Below are 21,312 nucleotides of genomic sequence, written 5' to 3'. Positions count from 1 at the left end.
CGGGGCGCCTAAGATCAAGATCAAAAGCAGATCAAAAGCGGCTCGCTTCGCATCGTGGTTACCTGGAAGCTGCCGCCCATACATTACTCGCTGTGCTCAAACCCGCCGCGCAAACGTATCGCTATGGCTACCCGACACCTTGCGGCAATGCACCAGCGCGTCGCGAATCATGAAGTTCACCAGCGTCGGCGACACCCCAAGCTCCTTGGCGATGTCTTTTTGCGGCACGCCATGCAGGCGGTACATCTCGAACGCGTAGCGGGTGCGCTGTGGCAACTCCGTCAGGGCGTCGGCGATGTTTTCCAGGGTGTTGAAATTGATGTGCGAGGTTTCCGGTGAAGCGCCGTGAATAACCACATTCAAGCCTTCCTCTTCGGTCCCGGAGTATTTGAGCTCCAGGGCCTGCTTGCGGTAGTGATCGATCGCCAGGTTGCGCACGATCTGGAACAGATAACTCAGTTGGGCCTTGAACGATGAGGTGATAGTCGGTGCCGACTGCAGCCGAAAATAGGCGTCTTGCACCACGTCTTCGGCGCGGGAGCGGCACCCGGTGATGCGGGCCGCGATCTTCACCAGGATCAGCCGATTGTCGACGAACGCCTGAAGAAGGGGTGAATCGCACCTGCCTGTGGATACTGGTTCCGTCATGGAAATCACCTTGTTGCTAATAGGTTAGGGGAGGGCATCCCTGCTGAGGCCTCCTACACATCGGGCAACAAATTATGCTGAATGATAATGATTGTCAAATGAGAAGGCGAACTAATCTTATGCCTTGGGCAAAGGTGTGAACCACGTCTCGCTCGCCCCCGGCGACTAATTATTTGCCGCCTCCGTCCGTTCTCATGGGTGACAGGTTCGTTAGCACAACGGCCAAGGATCAGCACCCGCAGGAGGACCAGATGGGTTTTTATCGTGCATTCAGCGTGTTTCAGTTTGGAGTCCTCGCCGGATGAGCACGCCCCTGCGGCTACGCCTGTTTTGCCTGCCCCATTCAGGCGCCAGCGCCTCGGTCTATGCGCGCTGGCGCCGGGTGCTGCCGGACTGGTTGCAAGTGTGCGCGCTGGAATTGCCGGGGCGCGGCATGCGCATGGACGAGCCGTTGCAGCGCGATATCAAGGCCCTGGCCGCGCAGCTTGCTGAAGAGATCAGCCGTGATCTGGATGGCCCTTATGCCTTGTTCGGCCACAGCCTTGGCGGGCTGTTGGCGTTTGAACTGGCTCACGCTTTAAACGCGCGCAATCTGCCTGCGCCCCTGGCGTTGTTTGCGTCCGGTACGGCGGGCCCGGCGCGTCGTGATGTGAGCGAGTACGCCGTCGAAAAGACCGATGCCCAACTCATTGCCCGCCTGCGCGAATTACAGGGGACCGCCGAAGAAGCCCTGGCCAACCCTGAGTTGATGCAACTGATGTTGCCGATCCTGCGCGCTGATTTTCTGCTGTGCGGCAGTTTCACCTATGGCGAGCGCCAGCCCCTGGCGCTGCCGATCCATGTGTTCGGTGGCAAGCAGGACAGCGTGCGTGCCGACCAGTTGCTCGACTGGCAACTCGACGCCGCCAGTGGGTTTTCCCTGGACATGTTTGACGGCCACCACTTCTTTCTCGTGCAGCACGAAAGCGCCGTGCTGCGCTGTGTGCGTCGCTATGCCGACGAGCACCTGACGCGCTGGCGCATTGGCGCGGCACGGCAGCTCGCCGCCGGCTGAACCCCACCGTTTCCCGAATTTCCCGTAAGCCGATTTCAGGCAGGAACCCCATGATGGACGCCTTCGAACTCCCCCGCACCCTGGTCCAGTCCCTTCAACAGCGTGCTGCGCAGACGCCGGACCAGGTGGCGTTGCGCTTCCTCGCCGAGAGCGCCGAGCACAGTGTGGTGCTCAGTTATCGCGACCTCGACCAGCGTGCCCGTACCATCGCCGCCGCCTTGCAAGCCAACGCTGGCCTGGGCGAGCGTGCGGTGTTGCTGTTCCCGAGTGGCCCGGACTATGTGGCGGCGTTCTTTGGTTGCCTGTACGCCGGGGTGATCGCGGTGCCGGCGTATCCGCCCGAATCCACGCGCCGTCATCACCAGGAGCGTCTGCTGTCGATCATCATCGATGCCGAGCCGCGGCTGCTGTTGACCATTGCCAGCCTCAGCGAAGGCCTGGCGCAGATTGAAAATGCGCCCACGGTGTTGAGCGTCGACACCTTGGAGGCGCAGCAGGCCGACCAATGGGTCGAGCCCGACCTCAAGGCCGACGACATCGCCTTCCTGCAATACACCTCCGGCTCCACCGCGTTGCCCAAGGGCGTGCAAGTCAGTCACGGCAACCTGGTAGCCAACGAACTGCTGATTCGTCGCGGCTTCGGGATCGACCTCAACCCTGACGACGTGATCGTCAGCTGGTTGCCGCTGTACCACGACATGGGCCTGATCGGCGGCCTGCTGCAACCGATCTTCAGCGGCGTGCCCTGCGTGTTGATGTCGCCGGCCTATTTCCTCGGCCGGCCCTTGCGCTGGCTGGAGGCGATCAGCGAATACGGCGGCACCATCAGCGGTGGCCCGGATTTCGCCTACCGTCTGTGCAGCGAACGGGTCAGTGAGTCGGCCCTGGAGCGCCTCGACTTGAGCCGCTGGCGCGTGGCTTATTCGGGCTCCGAACCGATCCGCCTCGACACCCTGGAACGCTTCGCGGAAAAATTCGCCGCCTGTGGCTTCACCCCGAATAATTTCTTCGCGTCTTACGGCCTCGCCGAAGCCACCCTGTTTGTCGCCGGCGGCAGCCGTGGCCGTGGCATTCCCGCCCTGCGCGTGGACGAGCAGGCGCTGGCCGCCAACCGTGCCGAACCGGGACAGGGCCCTGCGATCATGAGTTGCGGCACTAGCCAGCCGGACCACGCCGTGCTGATCGCCGACCCGCACACCCTCACCGAGCTGCCCGACCAGTGCGTCGGCGAACTCTGGGCCACGGGCCCGAGCATCGCCCACGGCTACTGGCGCAACCCCGAAGCCAGCGCCAAGACCTTCGTCCAGCACGCCGGCCGCACCTGGTTGCGCACCGGTGACCTGGGCTTTATCCGCGACGGCGAGGTGTACATCACCGGGCGCCTGAAAGACCTGCTGATCGTGCGCGGCCATAACCTCTACCCCCAGGACATCGAACAGACCATCGAGCGCGAAGTGGAAGTGGTGCGCAAGGGCCGGGTTGCCGCTTTTGCGGTCAATGACCAGGGCCTGGAAGGCATCGGCATCGCGGCGGAAATCAGCCGCAGCGTGCAGAAAATCCTGCCGCCCGAAGCGCTGATCAAAGCGATCCGCCAAGCCGTGGCCGAGGCCTGCCAGCAAGCCCCGAGCGTGGTGGTGCTGCTCAACCCCGGCGCGTTGCCAAAAACCTCCAGCGGCAAAGTGCAGCGTGCGGCCTGTGCGCTTCGGCATGCCGATGGCAGCCTCGACAGCTACGCGCAGTTCCCTGGGCAGCAGGGGCCGGCGAGCGAAGTGGCGCTGGAATCGGACCTGCAACAACAGATCGCGGCGATCTGGTGCGAACAACTGCAACTGGCCCAGGTGGCGGGCGACGATCACTTTTTCTTGCTGGGCGGCAACTCCATCACCGCGACCCAAGTGGTCGCCCGCCTGCGCGAAACTCTCGGGCTGGAGTTGAACCTGCGCCTGCTGTTCGAAGCGCCGACCCTCGCGGCCTTTGCTGCGGCTGTGGCGGCACTGCAACAGGACGGCGGCGTGGCCCAAGGCGCAATCCACGCGCTGTCGCGTCAAGAAGACCTGCCCCAATCCCTGGCACAGAACAGACTGTGGATCACCTGGCAATTGGACCCTCACAGCAGCGCCTATACCATTCCCGGCGCCTTGCAGCTGCGCGGCGAGCTGGATGAAGACGCGCTGCGCCACAGCTTCCAGCAACTGATCCAGCGCCACGAAGCCCTGCGCACGCGCTTCTACGAACGCGACGGCCAGGCGTTCCAGCGTGTCGAGGCGTCGGCGGATTTCGAACTGCCGATCATCGACCTCAGCGACTTGCCCCACGCCGAGCGCGAAGCCCGTGCGCAACAGGTGCGCGAAGAGCAGGCGCGCAGCCCGTTCGACCTGGAAAAAGGCCCATTGCTGCGGGTGACCCTGGTGCGCCTGGACGATGAAGAGCACCAATTGCTGGTGACCTTGCACCACATCATTGCCGACGGTTGGTCGCTGAATATCCTGATCGACGAGTTCTCGCGCCTGTACGCCGCTGCCGCCCAGGGCCAACCCCTGGAGCTGCCGCCGTTGGCCTTGCAATACGCCGACTACGGCAGCTGGCAGCGCCAATGGCTGGCCGAAGGCGAAGGCCAGCGACAACTGACGTACTGGAAAGCGCAGTTGGGTGACGAGCATCCGGCCCTGAACCTGGCCACCGATCACCCGCGCGCCGCCCAGCATCGGCACAGCGCCGCGCGCCATAGCGTGCGCCTGGATGCGCGCCTCAGTGCGGCGATACGCCAGACCGCCCAGGCCCATGACTCGACGCCGTTCATGCTGCTGCTGGCGACGTTCCAGACCTTGCTCTATCGCTACAGTGGCCAGCGCGATATCCGTATCGGCGTGCCCAATGCCAACCGTCCGCGCCAGGAAACCCAGGGCCTGATCGGCTTCTTTATCAACACCTTGGTGCTGCGCGCCGAGCTGGACGGGCGCCTGCCGTTCAATCAGCTGTTGGCCGCCACTCGCGAGACCACATTGGCTGCCCAGGCCCATCAGGACCTGCCCTTTGAGCAACTGCTGGAAGCCTTCCCCCAGGCCCGCGAACAGGGCCTGTTCCAGGTCATGTTCAACCACCAGCAACGTGACCTCAGTGCCTTGCGCCGCCTGCCGGGCTTGCTGGCCGATGAGTTGCCCTGGCACAGCCGCGAAGCCAAGTTCGACTTGCAACTGCACAGCGAAGAAGATCGCAATGGGCGCTTGAGCCTGTCGTTCGACTACGCCGACGAGTTGTTCGATTGCGCGACCATCCAGCGCCTGGCCGAGCACTTCATCCATCTACTTCACGCTGTGTGTGCGCACCCACAACACGCCATCGGCGACCTGCCGTTGATGCAGACCGACGAACAGCAGGCCTGGAGCGAAGCCCCTTGCGCGCCGGCCCGGCACTGGTTGCCCGAGCTGCTCAGCCAACAGACGTCGGACGCCACCGCGCTGGTCTGGCAAGACGGCAGCCTGACCTTCGCCCAACTGCACACCCAGGCCAACCGGCTGGCCCATTACCTGCGCGACAAAGGCGTCGGCCCGGACGTGTGCGTAGCCATCGCCGCCGAGCGTTCGCCGCAACTGCTGATCGGCCTGCTCGCCATCATCAAGGCCGGTGGCGCCTACGTGCCGCTGGACCCGGATTACCCCGCCGAGCGCCTGGCCTACATGCTCAAGGACAGCGGCGTGCAACTGCTGCTCACCCAGACCGCCTTGCTCCCCCAACTGCCCAGTGCCGAAGGCGTGTGCGTGATCGCCATGGACAGCCTGCACCTCGACAGCTGGCCGACCCAAGCGCCCGGCTTGCACCTGCACGGCGATAACCTCGCCTACGTGATCTACACCTCCGGTTCCACCGGCCAACCCAAAGGCGTGGGCAACACCCACGGCGCCCTGGCTGAGCGTTTGCAGTGGATGCAGGCCACCTATCAGTTGAACGACACCGATGTGCTGATGCAAAAGGCGCCGATCAGTTTCGACGTGTCGGTGTGGGAATGCTTCTGGCCATTGATCAGCGGTTGCCGCCTGGTATTGGCCGGGCCGGGCGAACATCGCGACCCGCACCGTATCGCGCAGCTTGTGCAGGAACATGGGGTGACCACGCTGCACTTCGTGCCGCCGCTGTTGCAGCTGTTTATCGACGAGCCGCTGGTGGCCGAATGCACCAGCCTGCGTCGCCTGTTCTCCGGTGGCGAAGCCTTGCCTGCCGAATTGCGTAACCGCGTATTGGCACGCTTGCCAGCGGTGCAATTGCACAACCGCTATGGCCCGACCGAGACCGCGATCAACGTCACCCATTGGCAGTGCGCTGCCTCGGATGGCGAGCGCTCGCCGATTGGCCGGCCTTTGGGCAATGTCATCTGTCGCGTGCTGGACGAGCAGCTCAACCCGCTGCCGGCCGGTGTGCCGGGCGAACTGTGCATCGGCGGCATCGGCCTGGCGCGGGGTTACCTGGGCCGTGCCGGGCTGACGGCCGAACGTTTTGTCGCCGACCCGTTGGGCGCGGCGGGCACTCGTTTGTATCGCACCGGTGACCGTGCGCGCTGGAACGCCGATGGCGTGCTCGAATACCTCGGGCGCCTCGATCAGCAGGTCAAACTGCGGGGTTTCCGGGTGGAGCCGGAAGAAATCGAAGCGCGCCTGCTGGCTCTCGCAGGCATCGCCCAAGCCGTGGTGCTGGTGCGTGATGCCCAGTTGATCGGCTACTACACCGCCGACGCCGAACTGGATGAGCAAACGGTCAAAATCGCCCTGGCCGCCGAGTTGCCGGAGTACATGGTGCCCGCGCTGCTGATGCGCCTGGATGCCATGCCCCTGAGCCCCAGTGGCAAGCTCGACCGGCGTGCCTTGCCAGAGCCAGTATGGCAAACCCGCGAACACGTCGAACCGCACACCCCCTTGCAGCTGCAAATCGCCGCGATCTGGCGCGAGGTGCTGGGCCTGCCACGCATCGGCCTGCGCGATGACTTTTTCGCACTGGGCGGGCACTCGTTGCTGGCCACGCAAATCATCTCTCGCACCCGCCAGGCTTGTGACGTCGAACTGCCGCTGCGCACCCTGTTCGAAGCCAGCGAGCTGGGCGATTTTGCCGAGCAGGTCGGGCTGATCCAGGCGGCGGGCCAGCGCAATCAACAGACTGCCATCGCCAAAGTCGATCGCAGCCAGCCAGTCCCCTTGTCCTATTCCCAGCAGCGCATGTGGTTCCTCTGGCAGATGGAACCGGACAGCCCGGCCTACAACGTCGGCGGCATGGCGCGCCTGCGCGGTGTACTGGATGTGGGGCGTTTCGAGGCCGCCTTGCAGGCCTTGATCATGCGTCACGAAACCCTGCGCACCACCTTCCCCAGTGTCGATGGTGTTGCCTGTCAGAAGGTCTCGGCGCAAACCACTGTGCGCATGGGCTGGCAGGACTTCTGCGCACTGGATGAGCCGCAGCGCCAGCAGCGTTTGCAGCAACTGGCCGATGTCGAGGCGCACACGCCGTTCAACCTGGAAACCGGGCCGCTGTTGCGCGCTTGCCTGGTCAAGGCCGGCGAGCAAGAACATTACCTGGTGCTGACCCTGCACCATATCGTCACCGAAGGCTGGGCCATGGACATCTTTGCCCGTGAACTCAGCGCCCTGTATGAAGCCTTTATCGACGAGCGCGACTCGCCGCTGCCAGCGTTGCCGGTGCAGTACCTCGACTACAGCGTGTGGCAACGCCAGTGGATGGAAGCCGGTGAGCGCCAGCGCCAGCTGGACTACTGGACCGCCCAACTGGGCAACGAACACCCATTGCTGGAACTGCCCGGCGACCGTCCACGGCCGCCGGTGCAAAGCCACCGGGGCGAGCTGTACCGCTTTGACTTGAGCGATGAGCTGGCCGCCCGCGTGCGTGCCTTCAACGCGCAACACGGCCTCACGCTGTTCATGACCATGACCGCGACCCTGGCGGTGTTGCTCTACCGCTACAGCGGCCAGACCGACCTGCGCATCGGCGCGCCCGTGGCCAACCGTATCCGTCCGGAAAGCGAAGGCTTGATTGGCGCGTTCCTCAATACCCAGGTGCTGCGTTGCCAGCTCACTGGGCAGATGCAGGTCAGCGAGTTGTTCGAGCAGGTGCGTCACACCGTGATCGAGGGTCAGTCCCATCAGGACCTGCCGTTCGACCACCTGGTGGAAGCTCTGCAACCACCGCGCAGCGCGGCGTACAACCCGTTGTTCCAGGTCATGTGCAACGTGCAGCGCTGGGAATTCCAGCAAAGCCGCCAACTGGCCGGCATGACCGTGGAGTACCTGGCCAACGATGCGCGAGCGACCAAGTTCGACCTCAACCTGGAAGTCACCGACCTCGACCATCGCCTGGGTTGCTGCCTGACCTACAGCACCGACCTGTTCGACGAGCCGCGCATTGCACGCATGGCCGCGCATTGGTGCAACCTGCTCGAAGCGCTGATCGCCTATCCCGGCCAGCGCCTCAGCGAATTGCCGTTGCTGAGCGCGGATGAGCAACGCGCCTTGCAAGACAGCCTGGGGGCGGAGAAGGGCGCGCATCGCCTCGACCAGTGCATCCATCAACTGTTCAGCCAGCAGGCGAGCCAGCGGCCGGATGCCCCGGCGCTGACCTTTGCCGGTGTGACCCTCAGTTATGCGCAACTGGATGAGCGCGCCAACCGCCTGGCCTGGATGCTGCGCGAGCGTGGCGTGGGCCCGCAGGTGCGCGTGGGTTTGGCACTGCCGCGTTCGCTGGAAATGGTCATCGGTTTGCTGGCGATCCTCAAGGCCGGCGGCGCCTACGTGCCGCTGGACCCGGAATACCCGCTGGACCGCTTGCATTACATGATCGAAGACAGTGGCATCGGCCTGCTGCTCAGTGATGCGGCCCTGTTCGAAGCCCTGGGTGAATTGCCGGCGACGGTGGCGTGCTGGTGCCTGGAGGATGACTCGCCGGTGCTGGCCAATTACCCCGCCGAGGCGCTGCCGTTCGTGAGTCTGGCGCAACACCAGGCGTACCTCATCTACACCTCGGGCTCCACGGGCAAGCCCAAAGGCGTGGTGGTGTCCCACGGTGAGATCGCCATGCATTGCCAAGCGGTGATCGAGCGCTTTGACATGCGCCCGGATGACTGCGAGCTGCACTTTTATTCGATCAACTTTGACGCCGCCACCGAGCGTTTGCTGGTGCCGCTGCTGTGCGGGGCGCGGGTGGTATTGCGCGCCCAGGGCCAGTGGGATGCCGAAGAGATCTGCGCGCTGATCCGTAACCATCGCATCAATGTGCTCGGTTTCACCCCCAGCTACGGCAGCCAGTTGGCGCAGTGGCTGGCGACCCAACAACAGACGCTGCCGGTGCGTATGTGCATCACCGGTGGCGAAGCCTTGACCGGCGAACACCTGCAACGCATCCGTGCGGCGTTCACGCCCCAGCTGTTCTTCAACGCTTACGGCCCCACCGAAACCGTGGTGATGCCCCTGGCCAGCCTGGCGCCGGAGCGGTTGGAGGAGGGCGCCGGCAGTGTGCCGATTGGCAGCATCGTCGGTGAGCGCGTGGCCTACATTCTCGACGCCGACCTGGCGCTGGTGCCCCAGGGCGCCAGCGGTGAGCTGTACATCGGTGGCGCCGGCCTGGCCCAGGGTTATCACCAGCGGCCGGGGATGACGGCCGAGCGTTTTGTCGCAGACCCGTTTGCTGGAAAGGGCGGGCGCCTGTACCGCACCGGCGACCTGGTACGCCAACGCGCCGATGGCCTGGTGGAGTACCTGGGGCGCATCGACCATCAGGTGAAGATCCGCGGTTTTCGCATCGAACTGGGCGAAATCGAAACACGCTTGCTCGAACACGAGGCCGTGCGCGAAGCGGTGGTGCTGGCCCTGGATGCACCGAGCGGCAAACAGCTGGTGGCGTACCTGGTCAGCGATGCCGAGCACGTCGCCTTGCGCGACGCGTTGAGGGCACACCTAAAGGCGCAATTGCCGGACTACATGGTGCCCGCGCATCTGATCGTGCTTGCGAGCATGCCGCTGACCGCCAACGGCAAGCTCGACCGCCGCGCCTTGCCGGAGCCGGACCCAGAGGCCAATCGCCAAGCCTACGTGGCGCCCCGCAGCGAGCTGGAACATAACCTGGCCGCCATCTGGTGCGCGGTGCTGAACGTGGAGCAAGTCGGCCTCGACGATAACTTCTTTGAGCTGGGCGGCGACTCGATCCTGTCGATCCAGGTGGTCAGCCGTGCGCGCCAGGCCGGGATTCATTTCAGCCCCCGTGACCTGTTCCAGCACCAGACGGTACAGAGCCTGGCTGCCGTGGCGACCCGCTCGGAGCGAGTCATCGCCGAGCAGGGGCTGCTGACCGGCCCCTCTGGCCTCACGCCGATTCAGCACTGGTTCTTCGACACCGACATCCCGGCGCGCCAGCATTGGAACCAGGCATTGGTGCTCAAGCCGCTGCAACTGCTCGACCCCCATCGCTTGGAACAAGCGCTGCTGGCGGTGCTGGAACACCACGACGCGCTGCGCTTGAGCTTTACCCCGCGCGATGCGCAATGGCATGCCGAACACCTGGGCGTGCCGGAAGGCGGCGTGCTGCTGCAGGCGCAGGTGCGCGACATGCAGGCATGCACCGCGTTGTTCACCGACACCCAGCGCAGCCTCGACCTGGCACAGGGCCCGCTGTTGCGCGCCTTGCTGGTGGATGGGCCGCAAGGCCAGCAACGCTTGCTGATCGCCATCCATCACCTGGTGGTGGACGGCGTGTCGTGGCGCGTCCTGCTGGAAGACCTGCAAAACGTTTATCGCCAACTCAGCGCAGGCCAGTCTGTCAGCCTGCCGGCCAAAACCAGCGCGCTGCGCGATTGGGCAGCGCGCTTGCAAGCCTATGCCCACAGTGAATCCCTGCGCGAAGAGCTGAGCCTGTGGCAAGCGCAATTGGCTGGCCCGGCCGTGGCCTTGCCGGTTCAGCGCCCCCAAGGCACATTGCGAAACTGCGATGCCGAAACGGTCAGCGTACGCCTGGATGCCGAGCGCACCCGGCAGTTGCTGCAACAGGCGCCGAGAGCCTATCGCACCCAGGTCAACGACCTGTTGTTGAGCGCTCTGGCCCGCGTGCTGTGCCGCTGGAGCGGGCAGGCCTCGGCGCTGATTCAACTGGAAGGCCATGGCCGCGAAACCTTGTTCGATGACATCGACCTGACCCGCAGCGTGGGTTGGTTCACCAGTGCTTACCCGTTGCGCCTGACGCCCCAGGCCGAGCAGGGCGACTCGATCAAGGCGATCAAGGAGCAACTGCGCGGTGTGCCCCATAAAGGCTTGGGCTATGGCGTGCTGCGTTACCTGGCCGATGACCTGTGCAAGCAGAGCATGGCCGCGTTGCCGAGCGCGCAGATCACCTTCAACTACCTGGGCCAGTTCGACCAGAGCTTTGGCACTGAGGCGCTATTCCATCCACTGGAGGAATCCGCCGGCCTGGCCCATGACCCGGATGCGCCGTTGCCCAATGAACTGAGCATCGACAGCCAGGTCTACGGCGGCGAGCTGGTGTTGCGCTGGACCTTCAGCCGCGAGCGTCATGATCAACAGGTGATTCGCGATCTGGCCGAGGCTTACCTGGCCGAATTGCACAGCCTGATCGCCCATTGCCTGCAGGACGATGCCGGCGGCCTCACGCCGTCCGACTTCCCCCTGGCGCACCTGACCCAGGTGCAACTGGACGCCTTGCCGGTCCCGGCCAGCGCCATCGAAGACGTCTACCCGCTGACCCCGATGCAGGAGGGCCTGCTGCTGCACACCTTGCTGGAGCCTGGCACGGGCCTGTATTACATGCAGGACCGCTACCGCATCAACAGCGCCCTGGACCCTGAGCGTTTTGCCCAGGCCTGGCAAGCGGTGATCGCCCGCCACGAAGCCTTGCGCGCCTCGTTCTGCTGGAACGTCGGCGAAGACATGCTGCAAGTGATCCACAAGCCCGGCAGCACGCCGATTGAATACCTGGACTGGAGCGCCGATCCGCAGGATGAGCAGGAACCGCGCCTGCAAGCCTTGCTCAAGGCCGAGCGCGAGGCCGGTTTTGACTTGCTCAACCAGGCGCCTTTCCACTTGCGCCTGATTCGCGTGGGCGAGGCGCGCTACTGGTTCATGATGAGCAACCACCACATCCTGATCGATGCCTGGTGCCGTTCGCTGCTGATGAATGACTTCTTCGATATCTACACAGCCCTGGGCGAAGGCCGCGATGCGCAATTGGCGACGCCGCCGCGCTACCGCGACTACATTGCCTGGCTGCAACGCCAGAACCTCAACGAAGCGCGCCAGTGGTGGCAGCAAAACTTGCAAGGCTTCGAGCGCGCCACGCCGATCCCGAGCGACCGCCCGTTCCTGCGCGAACACGCCGGTGGCAGCGGCGGCATGGTGGTGGGCGACTGCTACACCCGCCTGGATGCCCGCGACGGTGCGCAACTGCGTGAACTGGCCCAGGCGCATCAACTCACCGTCAACACTTTCGCCCAGGCCGCGTGGGCCTTGGTGCTGCGGCGTTTAAGTGGCGATCGCGACGTGCTGTTCGGCGTCACCGTGGCCGGGCGCCCTGTGGACATGCCTGAGATGCAACGCACCGTCGGCCTGTTTATCAACAGCATCGCGTTGCGGGTAAAACTGCCCGAGGACGGCCAGACGTGCAGCGTGCGCCAGTGGTTGAGCGCTTTGCTCGACAGCAATATGCAACTGCGCGAGTACGAATACCTGCCACTGGTGACGATTCAGGAACACAGCGAATTGCCCAAGGGCCAGCCGCTGTTCGACAGCCTCTTTGTGTTTGAGAACGCGCCGGTGGAAGTCTCGGTGCTGGACCGTGCGCAAAGCCTCAATGCCACCTCGGATTCTGGCCGCACCCACACCAACTTCCCGCTGACGGCGGTGTGTTATCCGGGGGATGACCTCGGTTTGCACCTGTCCTACGACCAGCGTTATTTCGACGAAAGCACCGTGCAAGGCATGCTCGCTGAGTTCAAACGCCTGTTGCTGGCGCTGGTGCAGGGCTTCCATGGCGACATGGCCGAGCTGCCATTGATTGGCGAGCAGGAGCGTGAATTCCTGGTGCTGGGCTGTAATCAAAGTGAGCAGGCCTACCCACTGGAGACGAGCTACATCGAGCTGTTCGAGGCCCAGGTGGCAGAGCATCCGCAGCGTATCGCCGCCAGTTGCCTGGACCAGCAATGGAGCTACGACCAATTGAACCGTCGCAGTAACGGCCTGGGCCACGCCTTGATTGCGGCTGGTGTGGGCCTGGACCAACCGGTGGCGTTGCTGGCTGAACGTGGGTTGGACTTGCTCGGCATGATCATCGGCAGCTTCAAGGCTGGCGCCGGTTACCTGCCGCTGGACCCAGGGCTGCCCGGCCCGCGCCTGAGCCGCATCATCGACTTGAGCTGCACACCGTTGCTGGTGTGCACCGAAGCGTGCCGGGAACAGGCCATCGAACTGCTTGAAGGCTGCGACTGCCAGTTGCTGGTGTGGGAGGAAATCCCCGCCCGTGGCGAAAACCCCGGTGTCTACAGCGGCCCGGACAATCTTGCCTACGTGATCTACACCTCGGGTTCTACCGGCTTGCCCAAGGGCGTGATGGTCGAACAGCGTGGCATGCTCAATAACCAGTTGAGCAAGGTACCGTACCTGAGCTTGAGCGATGCCGATGTGATCGCCCAGACCGCGTCGCAAAGCTTCGATATTTCCGTCTGGCAGTTCCTCGCCGCGCCGCTGTTTGGTGCGCGGGTGGACATCGTGCCGCCTGCCATTGCCCATGATCCGCAAGGGCTTTTGGCCCACGTTCAAACACAGGGCATCACCGTGCTGGAGAGTGTGCCATCGCTGATCCAGGGCATGCTGGCCCAGGAGCGTATCAGCCTCGACGGCCTGCGCTGGATGTTGCCGACCGGGGAGGCCATGCCGCCGGAGTTGGCTCATCAGTGGCTGCTGCGTTACCCGCAGATCGGCCTGGTGAATGCCTACGGCCCGGCGGAATGCTCCGATGATGTGGCGTTCTTCCGCGTCGATCTGGCCTCCACCCGTGGTACTTACCTGCCGATTGGTACGCCGACCGACAACAACCGCTTGTACCTGCTCGATGGTGCCTTGGAGTTGGTGCCTCAAGGCGCGGTCGGCGAGTTGTGCGTCGCTGGCATCGGCGTCGGTCGCGGCTATGTCAGCGATCCGCTGCGCACCGCCCAGGTGTTTGTGCCCAACCCCTTCGGCGCGCCTGGCGAGCGGCTCTACCGTACCGGCGACCTGGCGCGGCGCCGCAGCGATGGCGTGCTGGAATATGTCGGGCGTATCGACCACCAGGTGAAGATTCGCGGCTACCGCATCGAACTGGGTGAAATCGAAGCGCGCCTGCACGAACAACCGCACGTGCGTGACGCGGCGGTGGGTGTGCAAGAGGGGGCCAATGGCAAATATCTGGTCGGCTACCTGGTAGCCGCCGACGCCACGCTGGAACCGAGTAAACACCTGGAGCGCATCAAGCAACGCCTGCGTGCCGAACTGCCCGAATACATGGTGCCGCTGCATTGGCTATGGCTTGAACGCCTGCCCCTGAATGCCAACGGCAAACTCGACCGCAAGGCCCTGCCGGCGCTGGAGATCGGCCAGTTGCACAGCCAGGACTACGTGGCGCCGCGCACTGAACTGGAAACCACCTTGGCGGCTATCTGGGCCGAGGTGTTGAAGGTCGAACGGGTCGGGGTGCAGGACAACTTCTTCGAACTGGGCGGGCACTCGCTGCTGGCTACGCAGATTGCTTCGCGGGTGCAGAAAGTGTTGCAGCGCGATGTGCCGCTGCGGGCGATGTTCGAGTGCAGCACGGTTGCGGAGTTGGCCGCGTATATCGACGGGTTGGCGGGCAATGAGATCGGTGCTGAGAAGGTGGAGCGGTTGAGTGATTTGATGGCGGAGTTGGAGGGGCTTTAATCTTCGTTGTCTGTTAGGGCCTCTTCGCGAGCAAGCCCGCTCCCACATTTGGAATGCATTCCAAGTGTGGGAGCGGGCTTGCTCGCGAAGGCGTCAGATAAAGCGCCGCTTATTTTGGCCCAAGAATCTTCACCAACTTATCCGGCGACGGCGCCCCTTGCTGCTGTTGCAACCCGCCCTTGTCATCCAGATAGAAAATCGCCGGCGTCGCCGACAGCTCCAGTTCATCCATCAGCTTCATATTCGCATCAAGCTTGGCCTCGACCTCGGCCGGGATCTTTTCCAGCGCCTTGAGCTTGCTGCCCTTGCCGGCGGCTTCGTGTTCTTGCAGGGCTTTTTGCGGGTCTTTGGCGGCGAGCAGGGCGGCGGATTTGCCGGGGCTGTCTTCGCGAATGATGCCGACCATGATGTGGCGCAACTGCACCTTGCCGGCCTTGACCCACGGGCGGGCCTGTTCCCAGAACATGTTGCAGTACGGGCAGTTGGGGTCGCTGAACAGGTAGACGGTGCGCGGGGCGTTTTTATCGCCGTCCTGGATCCAGCTGCTGTTTTCCATCTTGGCCCAGACTTCCTTGGCCATCGGCGCATACACCAGTTTTTCCAGGGGCGCGGTGCTAAGGTCATTGCCCTGGGCGTCGTACAGGTTGCCGGCGATGACGTTTTTGCCGTCGGCGGTCAAGTACAGGGCCATGCCACGGTTCTGGTACTGGGCGGCGTAGCCGGTGAGGCCGCTGGGGGCATCGAATTTGCCGATGATCTTGGCGCCCTTGGCTTCGATCTGTTTGATCGGGGCCGGCAGGTCTTCGGCCTGGGCCAGCGCAGCGGCTAGCGTCAAAGGCAGCAGGGTCAGCAGGTGGCGGAGGCGAGGCATGTCGGTTTCCTTATCGTGGTGTTGTCGAAGGGTTCCATGGCGCGGGCCAGGCTGGCTTCGGAGAGTTCGCCCAGGTGGCTGTTGATCAGGCGCCCATCGGCTTGGTAGAACAGCGTAGTCGGCAGCGCCATGGAACCCACGGCCTGGCCAAGGCGGCCGCTGGCGTCGAACAGCACGTTGTCCAGGTTCAGGCCCTGGGTGGCCAGGTAGGTGCTGACGCTTTGCATGCTTTCGGCCTGGTTGACGAACAGGAAGGTCACGTCGGGGCGCATGCGCTGGGCGTTTTCCAGCACCGGCATTTCGCGTCGGCACGGCGGGCACCAGGTGGCCCACAGGTTGATCACCAGCGGGCCGCCCTGATAATCCGCCAGTTGCACCACTTCGCCATTGGCATTGCGCAGGGTGATGTCCGGCAGGCGCGTGCCTTTTTCATACAGGCTCAGGGACAGGCTGGTCATGCCCCAGAACAACAGGCCGGTGATCACCCCGGCGCTGAGGGGCTTGCGCAGGGCTGGGCGACGCCAGCCGTACGCCAGCGTGCCAAGGATCAGCGCGATGATCCCGGGCCAGGCGAGAAAGCCGCCGTCACGCAGGTCGACCATCTCCACCCAGTCGTTGCTGTAATAACTCCAGTACATCAGCACAAAGCTGACCCGGGCGGCGAGCAGGCCCAGCAGGAACAGGCTGAACAGCACCGACTCCGGGTTTTCGCCGCCGCGCTTGGCCACGCGCCAGCCCACCAGGGTGGCGAGAATCAGCGCGCTGATCAGCAGCAGGTGATTCAGGGCGATGGCGAAGGTGCCGATGGTGAGGGTCAGCATCAGCGAGCGTCCCGCGTCTGGGTCCAGCGTTGCAGGAACGCGGCGGCATCTACTTCGCCGGTGATGCGTTGGGCGCGGCGTTCTTCACCGTCCGGGCCGATCCACACGAAGCTCGGTGGCCCTGGCACTTTGTAGCGGCCCAGCAGCTCGCGGCTGGCGGCGTTGTCAGCGGTGACGTCCAGGCGTAACAGGCGCACGTCTTTGAGCGCGTCCATCACCTCGGGTTTGCCGAACACCTGTTTCTCCATGATCTTGCACGACACGCACCAGTCGGCGTAATAGTCCAACAGCACCCACTGGCCCTGGGCCTTGGCGCTGTCGAGTTGGCTTTGCAATACAGCCGGGTCGCTGACCGTGGTGAAGGCATCGTGAGCGCTGGGTGCAGCGGCGAGCCGCGAGCCGCTGTAGACCTTCAACGGTTGCCACAGCTCATCGCTGCCACCGGCCGCACCCACCACCAGCACCGCGCCCCACAGGCCCAGCACCAGGGAACCGGCGCCGAATACCTTGGCCGCCAGGCCGGACTCACGGGCCAGTGCCCAGCCACAGTACGCCATCACCAGCGCCAAGGCGCCCCACAGGCCGATCCACAGGCTGTCGCCGACCACCGGGCGAATCATCAGCACCGCAGTGCCCAGGAACAGGAAGCCGAAGACGCCCTTGAGCACGTTCATCCAGGTGCCCGGCTTGGGCAGGAAGCGATTGCCCACGGTCACCAGCAGCAACAGCGGAATGCCGATACCGATGCCCATGGCAAACAGGATCAGGCCACCGTGCAGCGCGTTGCCGCTCTGGGCGATGTACAGCAGGGCGCCAGCCAGGGGCGCGGTCATGCACGGGCCCACCAGTAGGCCGGACAACGCGCCGAGCACACCGGCACCCACCAGGCTGCCACCGCTTTGCTGGCGGCTGACGTTATCGAGGCGGTCGCGCAGGAAGGCGGGCAGTTGCAGTTCAAAGAAGCCGAACATCGGCAGGGCGAGCAGCACGAACAACGCCGCAAAGCTGCCGAGGATCCACGGCGTTTGCAAAAGTGCGGCAAGGTTGGCGCCGAGCAACGCGGCCATCACCCCCAGGGCGGCATACACCAGCGCCATGCACACCACGTAGCTGCCGGCCAGGGCAAAGCCACGGCGCGGGCTGGCGCCACTGCCCACCACCAGGCCGGCGAGGATCGGCAGCATCGGCAACGAGCAAGGCGCAAACGCCAACAGCAGGCCCAGGCCGAAGAACACCAGCAGGCTCCACCCCAGGCTGCGCTGCTGCAGGCCGCTGGCCAGGCTTTGATCCTGGGCCTGCGCGGTGGCGGCGACGGCCGGGTTGCCGCCCAGGTCCACGGTGATCGACTGCGGCGGATAGCACAGGCCCGCATCGGCGCAGCCCTGCCAGCCGAGCTTGACCTGGCCGGTGGTGCCGGCGGGGATCTTCACTTCCAGGCCCTGGCGATACACTTGCTGCTCGCCAAAGAACTCGTCGCTATGGGCTTCACCCTCGGGCAGCACGGGCTTTTCGGCCAGGCCGTCGAACTTCATGCGCTGCTGGTACAGGTAGTAACCGTCGGCAATCTGCCAGAACAGCTGGGTTTCGCCGCTTTCAAGACGTTCGGAGGTAAAGGCGAAGGCTTTGCCCACCGGGAGGAAGTCGGGTTTGGTTTCGAAGGGGCTGCCCGGCGCTGCCTGGGCGAATCCCGCGAACAACACCAGCAGAAAGGTAAACAGATGCCGCATGGTCAAGCCTTAGTTCGATGCAAGTGAGGCACACAATGTGTGGCGTTGATTAACCGATGATTAACCGCCGCTATTCTAGAGTGTAGGGATTATCCGGTGTTGCGAACTTTAACGGCATAATGCGCGCTTAATCCGTGGCTTTTCTAATCGCGCCATCATTCATGAAGGGTTAACCATGCACGTACTGGTCTGTGAAGACGACGAACTGATCGCCAGTGGCATCGTGGCCGGCCTGACCGCCCAGGGCTTTACCGTGGAACGCGTGGCCACGGCCTCGGCTGCGCGGGCGATGCTCAAGGCCGCGGCCTTCGACATCATGGTGCTCGACCTTGGCTTGCCCGACGAGGACGGCCTCAAGCTGCTGCAACAACAGCGCAGCCAGGGGTTGGAGATTCCGGTGCTGATCCTCACCGCGCGGGACTCGGTGACCAACCGCGTCGATGGCCTGCAAGCTGGCGCCGACGACTACCTGCTCAAGCCCTTCGACCTGCGCGAACTCGCCGCGCGCCTGCAAACCCTGCTGCGCCGGGTGGCGGGGCGCAGCGTCAACCTGATCGAACATGGCCGCCTGGCCTACGACCCCAGCAGCCGCGAGACCTTCCTCGGCGGCCAGCCGGTGGACCTGTCCCGGCGCGAACAGGCGTTGTTGCAGGCGCTGTTGCACAACAAGGGCCGCGTACTGTCCAGCGAACAGCTCAAAGACAGCGTCTACGGCTTCAGCGACGAACTGGAAAGCAACGCGCTCAACGTGCATATTCACCACCTGCGGCGCAAGTTGGGCAATGGCATCGTCGAAACCGTCAGGGGGCTGGGCTATCGCCTGGGCACGGCTGATGGGGGAGAAAACACCCCGTGATGAGCTTGCGTCTGCGCCTGACGTTCAAGCTGGGCGCCGCTTTCGTACTGATCTGGGTGCTGGCGGCTGCCTGGATGCTCAACGATTTGCGCAACCAGATGATGTTTTCCCTCGACCAGCGCCTGGTGGCTTCGGCGCGCATGGTGGCCGGGCTCACCGAGCAGATGCCGGGCCTGGCCAGCGTCAGCGGGGGCGCGCATTTGCGCACCGAACAGTTGAATGTGCCGGGCGGCATGGCCTGCCAGGTCAGTTCCTTGCGCGGCGAGATCCTGGCGCGCAGCCATACTACGCCTGAGGAAGGGCTGGAGTCGCGCCGCAGCGGTTTTCGCGACCAGATCATCGACGGCGTGGGCTGGCGCAGTTTTACCCTGTCCCGTGGCGATTTGCTGATCACCACCGCCGACCGCCAGGTGGAGCGCGAGGCCCTGAACCTGTCGATCCTGCTGGCGGCGTCGGTGCCGGTCGGCGTGGCGTTGCTGGGCTGCCTGTGCCTGCTGTGGCTGGGCATCGGCCAGAGCCTGGTGCCGCTCAACCGGATGCGTGACGCGCTGATGCGGCGCAGTGCCGACTCCCTCGAGCCCTTGCAGATTCATCCGCTGCCCAGCGAACTCAAACCGTTGCTCGACACCCAGAACCAGTTGCTGCAACGCATCGCCAAGACCATCGAGCGCGAACGTCGCCTCACCGGTGACGCCGCCCATGAACTGCGCAGCCCGTTGACCGCGATCAAGACCCACCTGCAAGTCGCACGCATGACCGAGGGGGCGGCCCGCGACCAGTCCCTGGCGCACGCCGAGGAGGGCGCCGACCGCTTGCATCGCACCCTGGAGCAACTGCTGTTGCTGGCGCGGGTGGAGGGCAGCCTGTCGTTTGATGATGGCCTGCAATCGAGTGCAGAGGAAGTCGCCAGGTTGGCGATCCAGGATGCCAACGCCGGTGACAATTCACGCATCGATCTGATCCTGGCGCCGGATCTTTCCCCTGTTCCAGTGGCAATGCCCGTGGGCCTGGCCGTCGCGGCCTTGCGTAACCTGCTGGACAACGCCTTGCGCCATACCCCGGCCGATACCCGCGTGGAACTGCAGGTGTTTTCTACCCCGGATAACGTGGTGTTCCGCGTGCGTGACCATGGCCAGCAGATCTCCAGCGAAGACCTGCAATACCTCACCCAACGTTTCTGGCGCAATGGCAGCAGCGAGGGCTGTGGCTTGGGCTTGGCGATTGTCCAGGCGATCGTGCAGCGTTGCTCCTGCTCGTTGCATTTTGACAGCCAGCCCGACGGCATGCGGGTCGACCTGGGTATGCCATTGCGGCGCTGAACTGACTTTTCACGTGGCAAATAATTACCGCCCGCCTGAGGCTCAAGCCTTCAGGATGGCGGTAATTTTTTTGCGCTTGAACGGGCCGAATGAGTCGGCCTGAATTGAAAAGGACCGTTCTTATGTTGGTGATCGACACCAGTTTCCCCGCCAGGGATTTCAACGACCGCCGCGGCGAAACCGTGCAACAGGTGGTTGTGCACTACACCGCTTCGCCCTTTGCTTGCTCACTACGCACCCTCACCCAAGATGGCGTCAGCGCCCACTATCTGTTGCCCGACCCCGATGAATCCAGCTACCGCGCTGCCGGTTATGAAGAGCTGCGCGTATTTCGCCTGGTGGACGAGGGTCAGCGCGCCTGGCATGCAGGCGTGAGTTATTGGGCGGGGAAGGCCGACCTCAACAGCCGCTCGATGGGCATTGAAATCGTCAACCTGGCGCGCGATGACGCGGGCGTCTTTACCTTTCCTGAATATGCACCGGCGCAGGTTGATGTATTGATTGAATTGCTTCGGGACCTGCTGGAACGTTATCCGCAGGTCGGCCCTACTGACTGGCTCGGGCATTCGGACGTGGCCTACTGGCGCAAGAGCGACCCAGGGCCTCGGCTGCCGTGGCGGGTGCTGCATGAAGCCGGCATTGGGGCCTGGTTTGATGAGTCGACCCGGGCGATGTACCAGCGCCGCTTTTGTCTCGGCTTGCCGCCGGAAGTGGAAGTGGAGCGGGCGTTTCAGCGGTATGGCTACAAGCCCGCGCAGAATCGCCGGGCCTTTGAGCAGCGCACCCGAGCGTTCCAGATGCACTTTCGGCCACGGGATTATTGTGGGTTCCTGGATGCAGAGACTTGCGCGATCTTGTATGCACTGAACGAAAAGTACCGTGGGATTTGATGCCGAGCACTGTTCAAATGTGGGTCCCCATGTGGGAGCTGGCTTGCCTGCGATGACGGCCTGCCAGCCGACGCCTATCTCTCTGACGCCCCGCAATCAAATTGCGGGCTTGCTCGCGAAGGCGGCCTGACAGTCAACACAGTTGGATGGTGTACATATCCATTGCTGCGGTCACGGCC

General features: G+C 64.0%; 9 protein-coding genes. 5 read left to right on the top strand and 4 right to left on the bottom strand.

The window, feature by feature from the left end:
* Positions 1 to 96 precede the first annotated feature (96 nt).
* Positions 97 to 648, bottom strand: a complete 552-nt coding sequence (locus A7K61_RS25185; protein WP_003192867.1) for an RNA polymerase factor sigma-70 — start codon at positions 646 to 648, stop codon at positions 97 to 99.
* Positions 649 to 949: 301 nt separating this feature from the next.
* On the opposite strand from A7K61_RS25185, the gene A7K61_RS25180 reads away from it, so the two are divergent.
* Together A7K61_RS25180 and A7K61_RS25175 are read left to right on the top strand one after the other, a co-directional pair.
* Complete coding sequence (locus A7K61_RS25180) at positions 950 to 1,702, top strand: thioesterase II family protein (RefSeq protein ID WP_069558589.1); 753 nt, start codon at positions 950 to 952, stop codon at positions 1,700 to 1,702.
* 50 nt (positions 1,703 to 1,752) lie between these two features.
* The gene (locus tag A7K61_RS25175) at positions 1,753 to 14,649 is read left to right on the top strand and encodes a non-ribosomal peptide synthetase (RefSeq protein ID WP_069558588.1); all 12,897 of its coding nucleotides are present in this window, start codon (positions 1,753 to 1,755) and stop codon (positions 14,647 to 14,649) included.
* 109 nt (positions 14,650 to 14,758) lie between these two features.
* On the opposite strand, the gene dsbG is transcribed toward A7K61_RS25175, so the two are convergent.
* Genes dsbG through dsbD form a run of 3 tightly spaced genes read right to left on the bottom strand, consistent with a single transcriptional unit; the run spans position 14,759 to position 18,068 of the window.
* Complete coding sequence (gene dsbG / locus A7K61_RS25170) at positions 14,759 to 15,520, bottom strand: thiol:disulfide interchange protein DsbG (RefSeq protein WP_044274929.1); 762 nt, start codon at positions 15,518 to 15,520, stop codon at positions 14,759 to 14,761.
* Complete coding sequence (locus tag A7K61_RS25165) at positions 15,496 to 16,341, bottom strand: TlpA disulfide reductase family protein (protein ID WP_069558587.1); 846 nt, start codon at positions 16,339 to 16,341, stop codon at positions 15,496 to 15,498. Before A7K61_RS25165 ends, dsbG begins: the two co-directional genes overlap by 25 nt.
* Complete coding sequence (dsbD, locus tag A7K61_RS25160) at positions 16,341 to 18,068, bottom strand: protein-disulfide reductase DsbD (RefSeq protein WP_047711483.1); 1,728 nt, start codon at positions 18,066 to 18,068, stop codon at positions 16,341 to 16,343. Before dsbD ends, A7K61_RS25165 begins: the two co-directional genes overlap by 1 nt.
* A gap of 175 nt (positions 18,069 to 18,243) precedes the next feature.
* On the opposite strand from dsbD, the gene A7K61_RS25155 reads away from it, so the two are divergent.
* The 3 genes from A7K61_RS25155 to A7K61_RS25145 all read left to right on the top strand — a co-directional run bounded on the left by A7K61_RS25155 (position 18,244) and on the right by A7K61_RS25145 (position 21,133).
* On the top strand, positions 18,244 to 18,924 hold the full coding sequence (locus A7K61_RS25155; protein WP_032895992.1) for a response regulator: 681 nt from the start codon (positions 18,244 to 18,246) through the stop codon (positions 18,922 to 18,924).
* A complete protein-coding gene (locus A7K61_RS25150) occupies positions 18,924 to 20,243 on the top strand; it encodes an ATP-binding protein (RefSeq protein WP_014719306.1) in 1,320 nt (439 codons plus the stop codon). The genes A7K61_RS25155 and A7K61_RS25150 overlap by 1 nt, the downstream gene beginning before the upstream one ends.
* A 122-nt stretch (positions 20,244 to 20,365) precedes the next feature.
* Positions 20,366 to 21,133, top strand: a complete 768-nt coding sequence (locus A7K61_RS25145; protein WP_044274926.1) for an N-acetylmuramoyl-L-alanine amidase — start codon at positions 20,366 to 20,368, stop codon at positions 21,131 to 21,133.
* The last annotated feature ends 179 nt before the right edge of the window (positions 21,134 to 21,312 follow it).

Source organism: Pseudomonas sp. AP42, from assembly GCF_001728935.1.
Taxonomy (GTDB): Bacteria; Pseudomonadota; Gammaproteobacteria; order Pseudomonadales; family Pseudomonadaceae; genus Aquipseudomonas; species Aquipseudomonas lactis.
Note: the sequence above shows the minus strand (reverse complement) of the source record. Positions and strands in the feature narration are given on the sequence as shown.

Excerpts from the sequence above, each read along its gene's own strand:
- A7K61_RS25185 (WP_003192867.1), bottom strand. The coding sequence starts at position 648 with ATGACGGAACCAGTATCCACAGGCAGGTGCGATTCACCCCTTCTTCAG.
- A7K61_RS25180 (WP_069558589.1), top strand. The coding sequence starts at position 950 with ATGAGCACGCCCCTGCGGCTACGCCTGTTTTGCCTGCCCCATTCAGGC.
- A7K61_RS25175 (WP_069558588.1), top strand. The coding sequence starts at position 1,753 with ATGATGGACGCCTTCGAACTCCCCCGCACCCTGGTCCAGTCCCTTCAA.
- dsbG (WP_044274929.1), bottom strand. The coding sequence starts at position 15,520 with ATGCCTCGCCTCCGCCACCTGCTGACCCTGCTGCCTTTGACGCTAGCC.
- A7K61_RS25165 (WP_069558587.1), bottom strand. The coding sequence starts at position 16,341 with ATGCTGACCCTCACCATCGGCACCTTCGCCATCGCCCTGAATCACCTG.
- dsbD (WP_047711483.1), bottom strand. The coding sequence starts at position 18,068 with ATGCGGCATCTGTTTACCTTTCTGCTGGTGTTGTTCGCGGGATTCGCC.
- A7K61_RS25155 (WP_032895992.1), top strand. The coding sequence starts at position 18,244 with ATGCACGTACTGGTCTGTGAAGACGACGAACTGATCGCCAGTGGCATC.
- A7K61_RS25150 (WP_014719306.1), top strand. The coding sequence starts at position 18,924 with ATGAGCTTGCGTCTGCGCCTGACGTTCAAGCTGGGCGCCGCTTTCGTA.
- A7K61_RS25145 (WP_044274926.1), top strand. The coding sequence starts at position 20,366 with ATGTTGGTGATCGACACCAGTTTCCCCGCCAGGGATTTCAACGACCGC.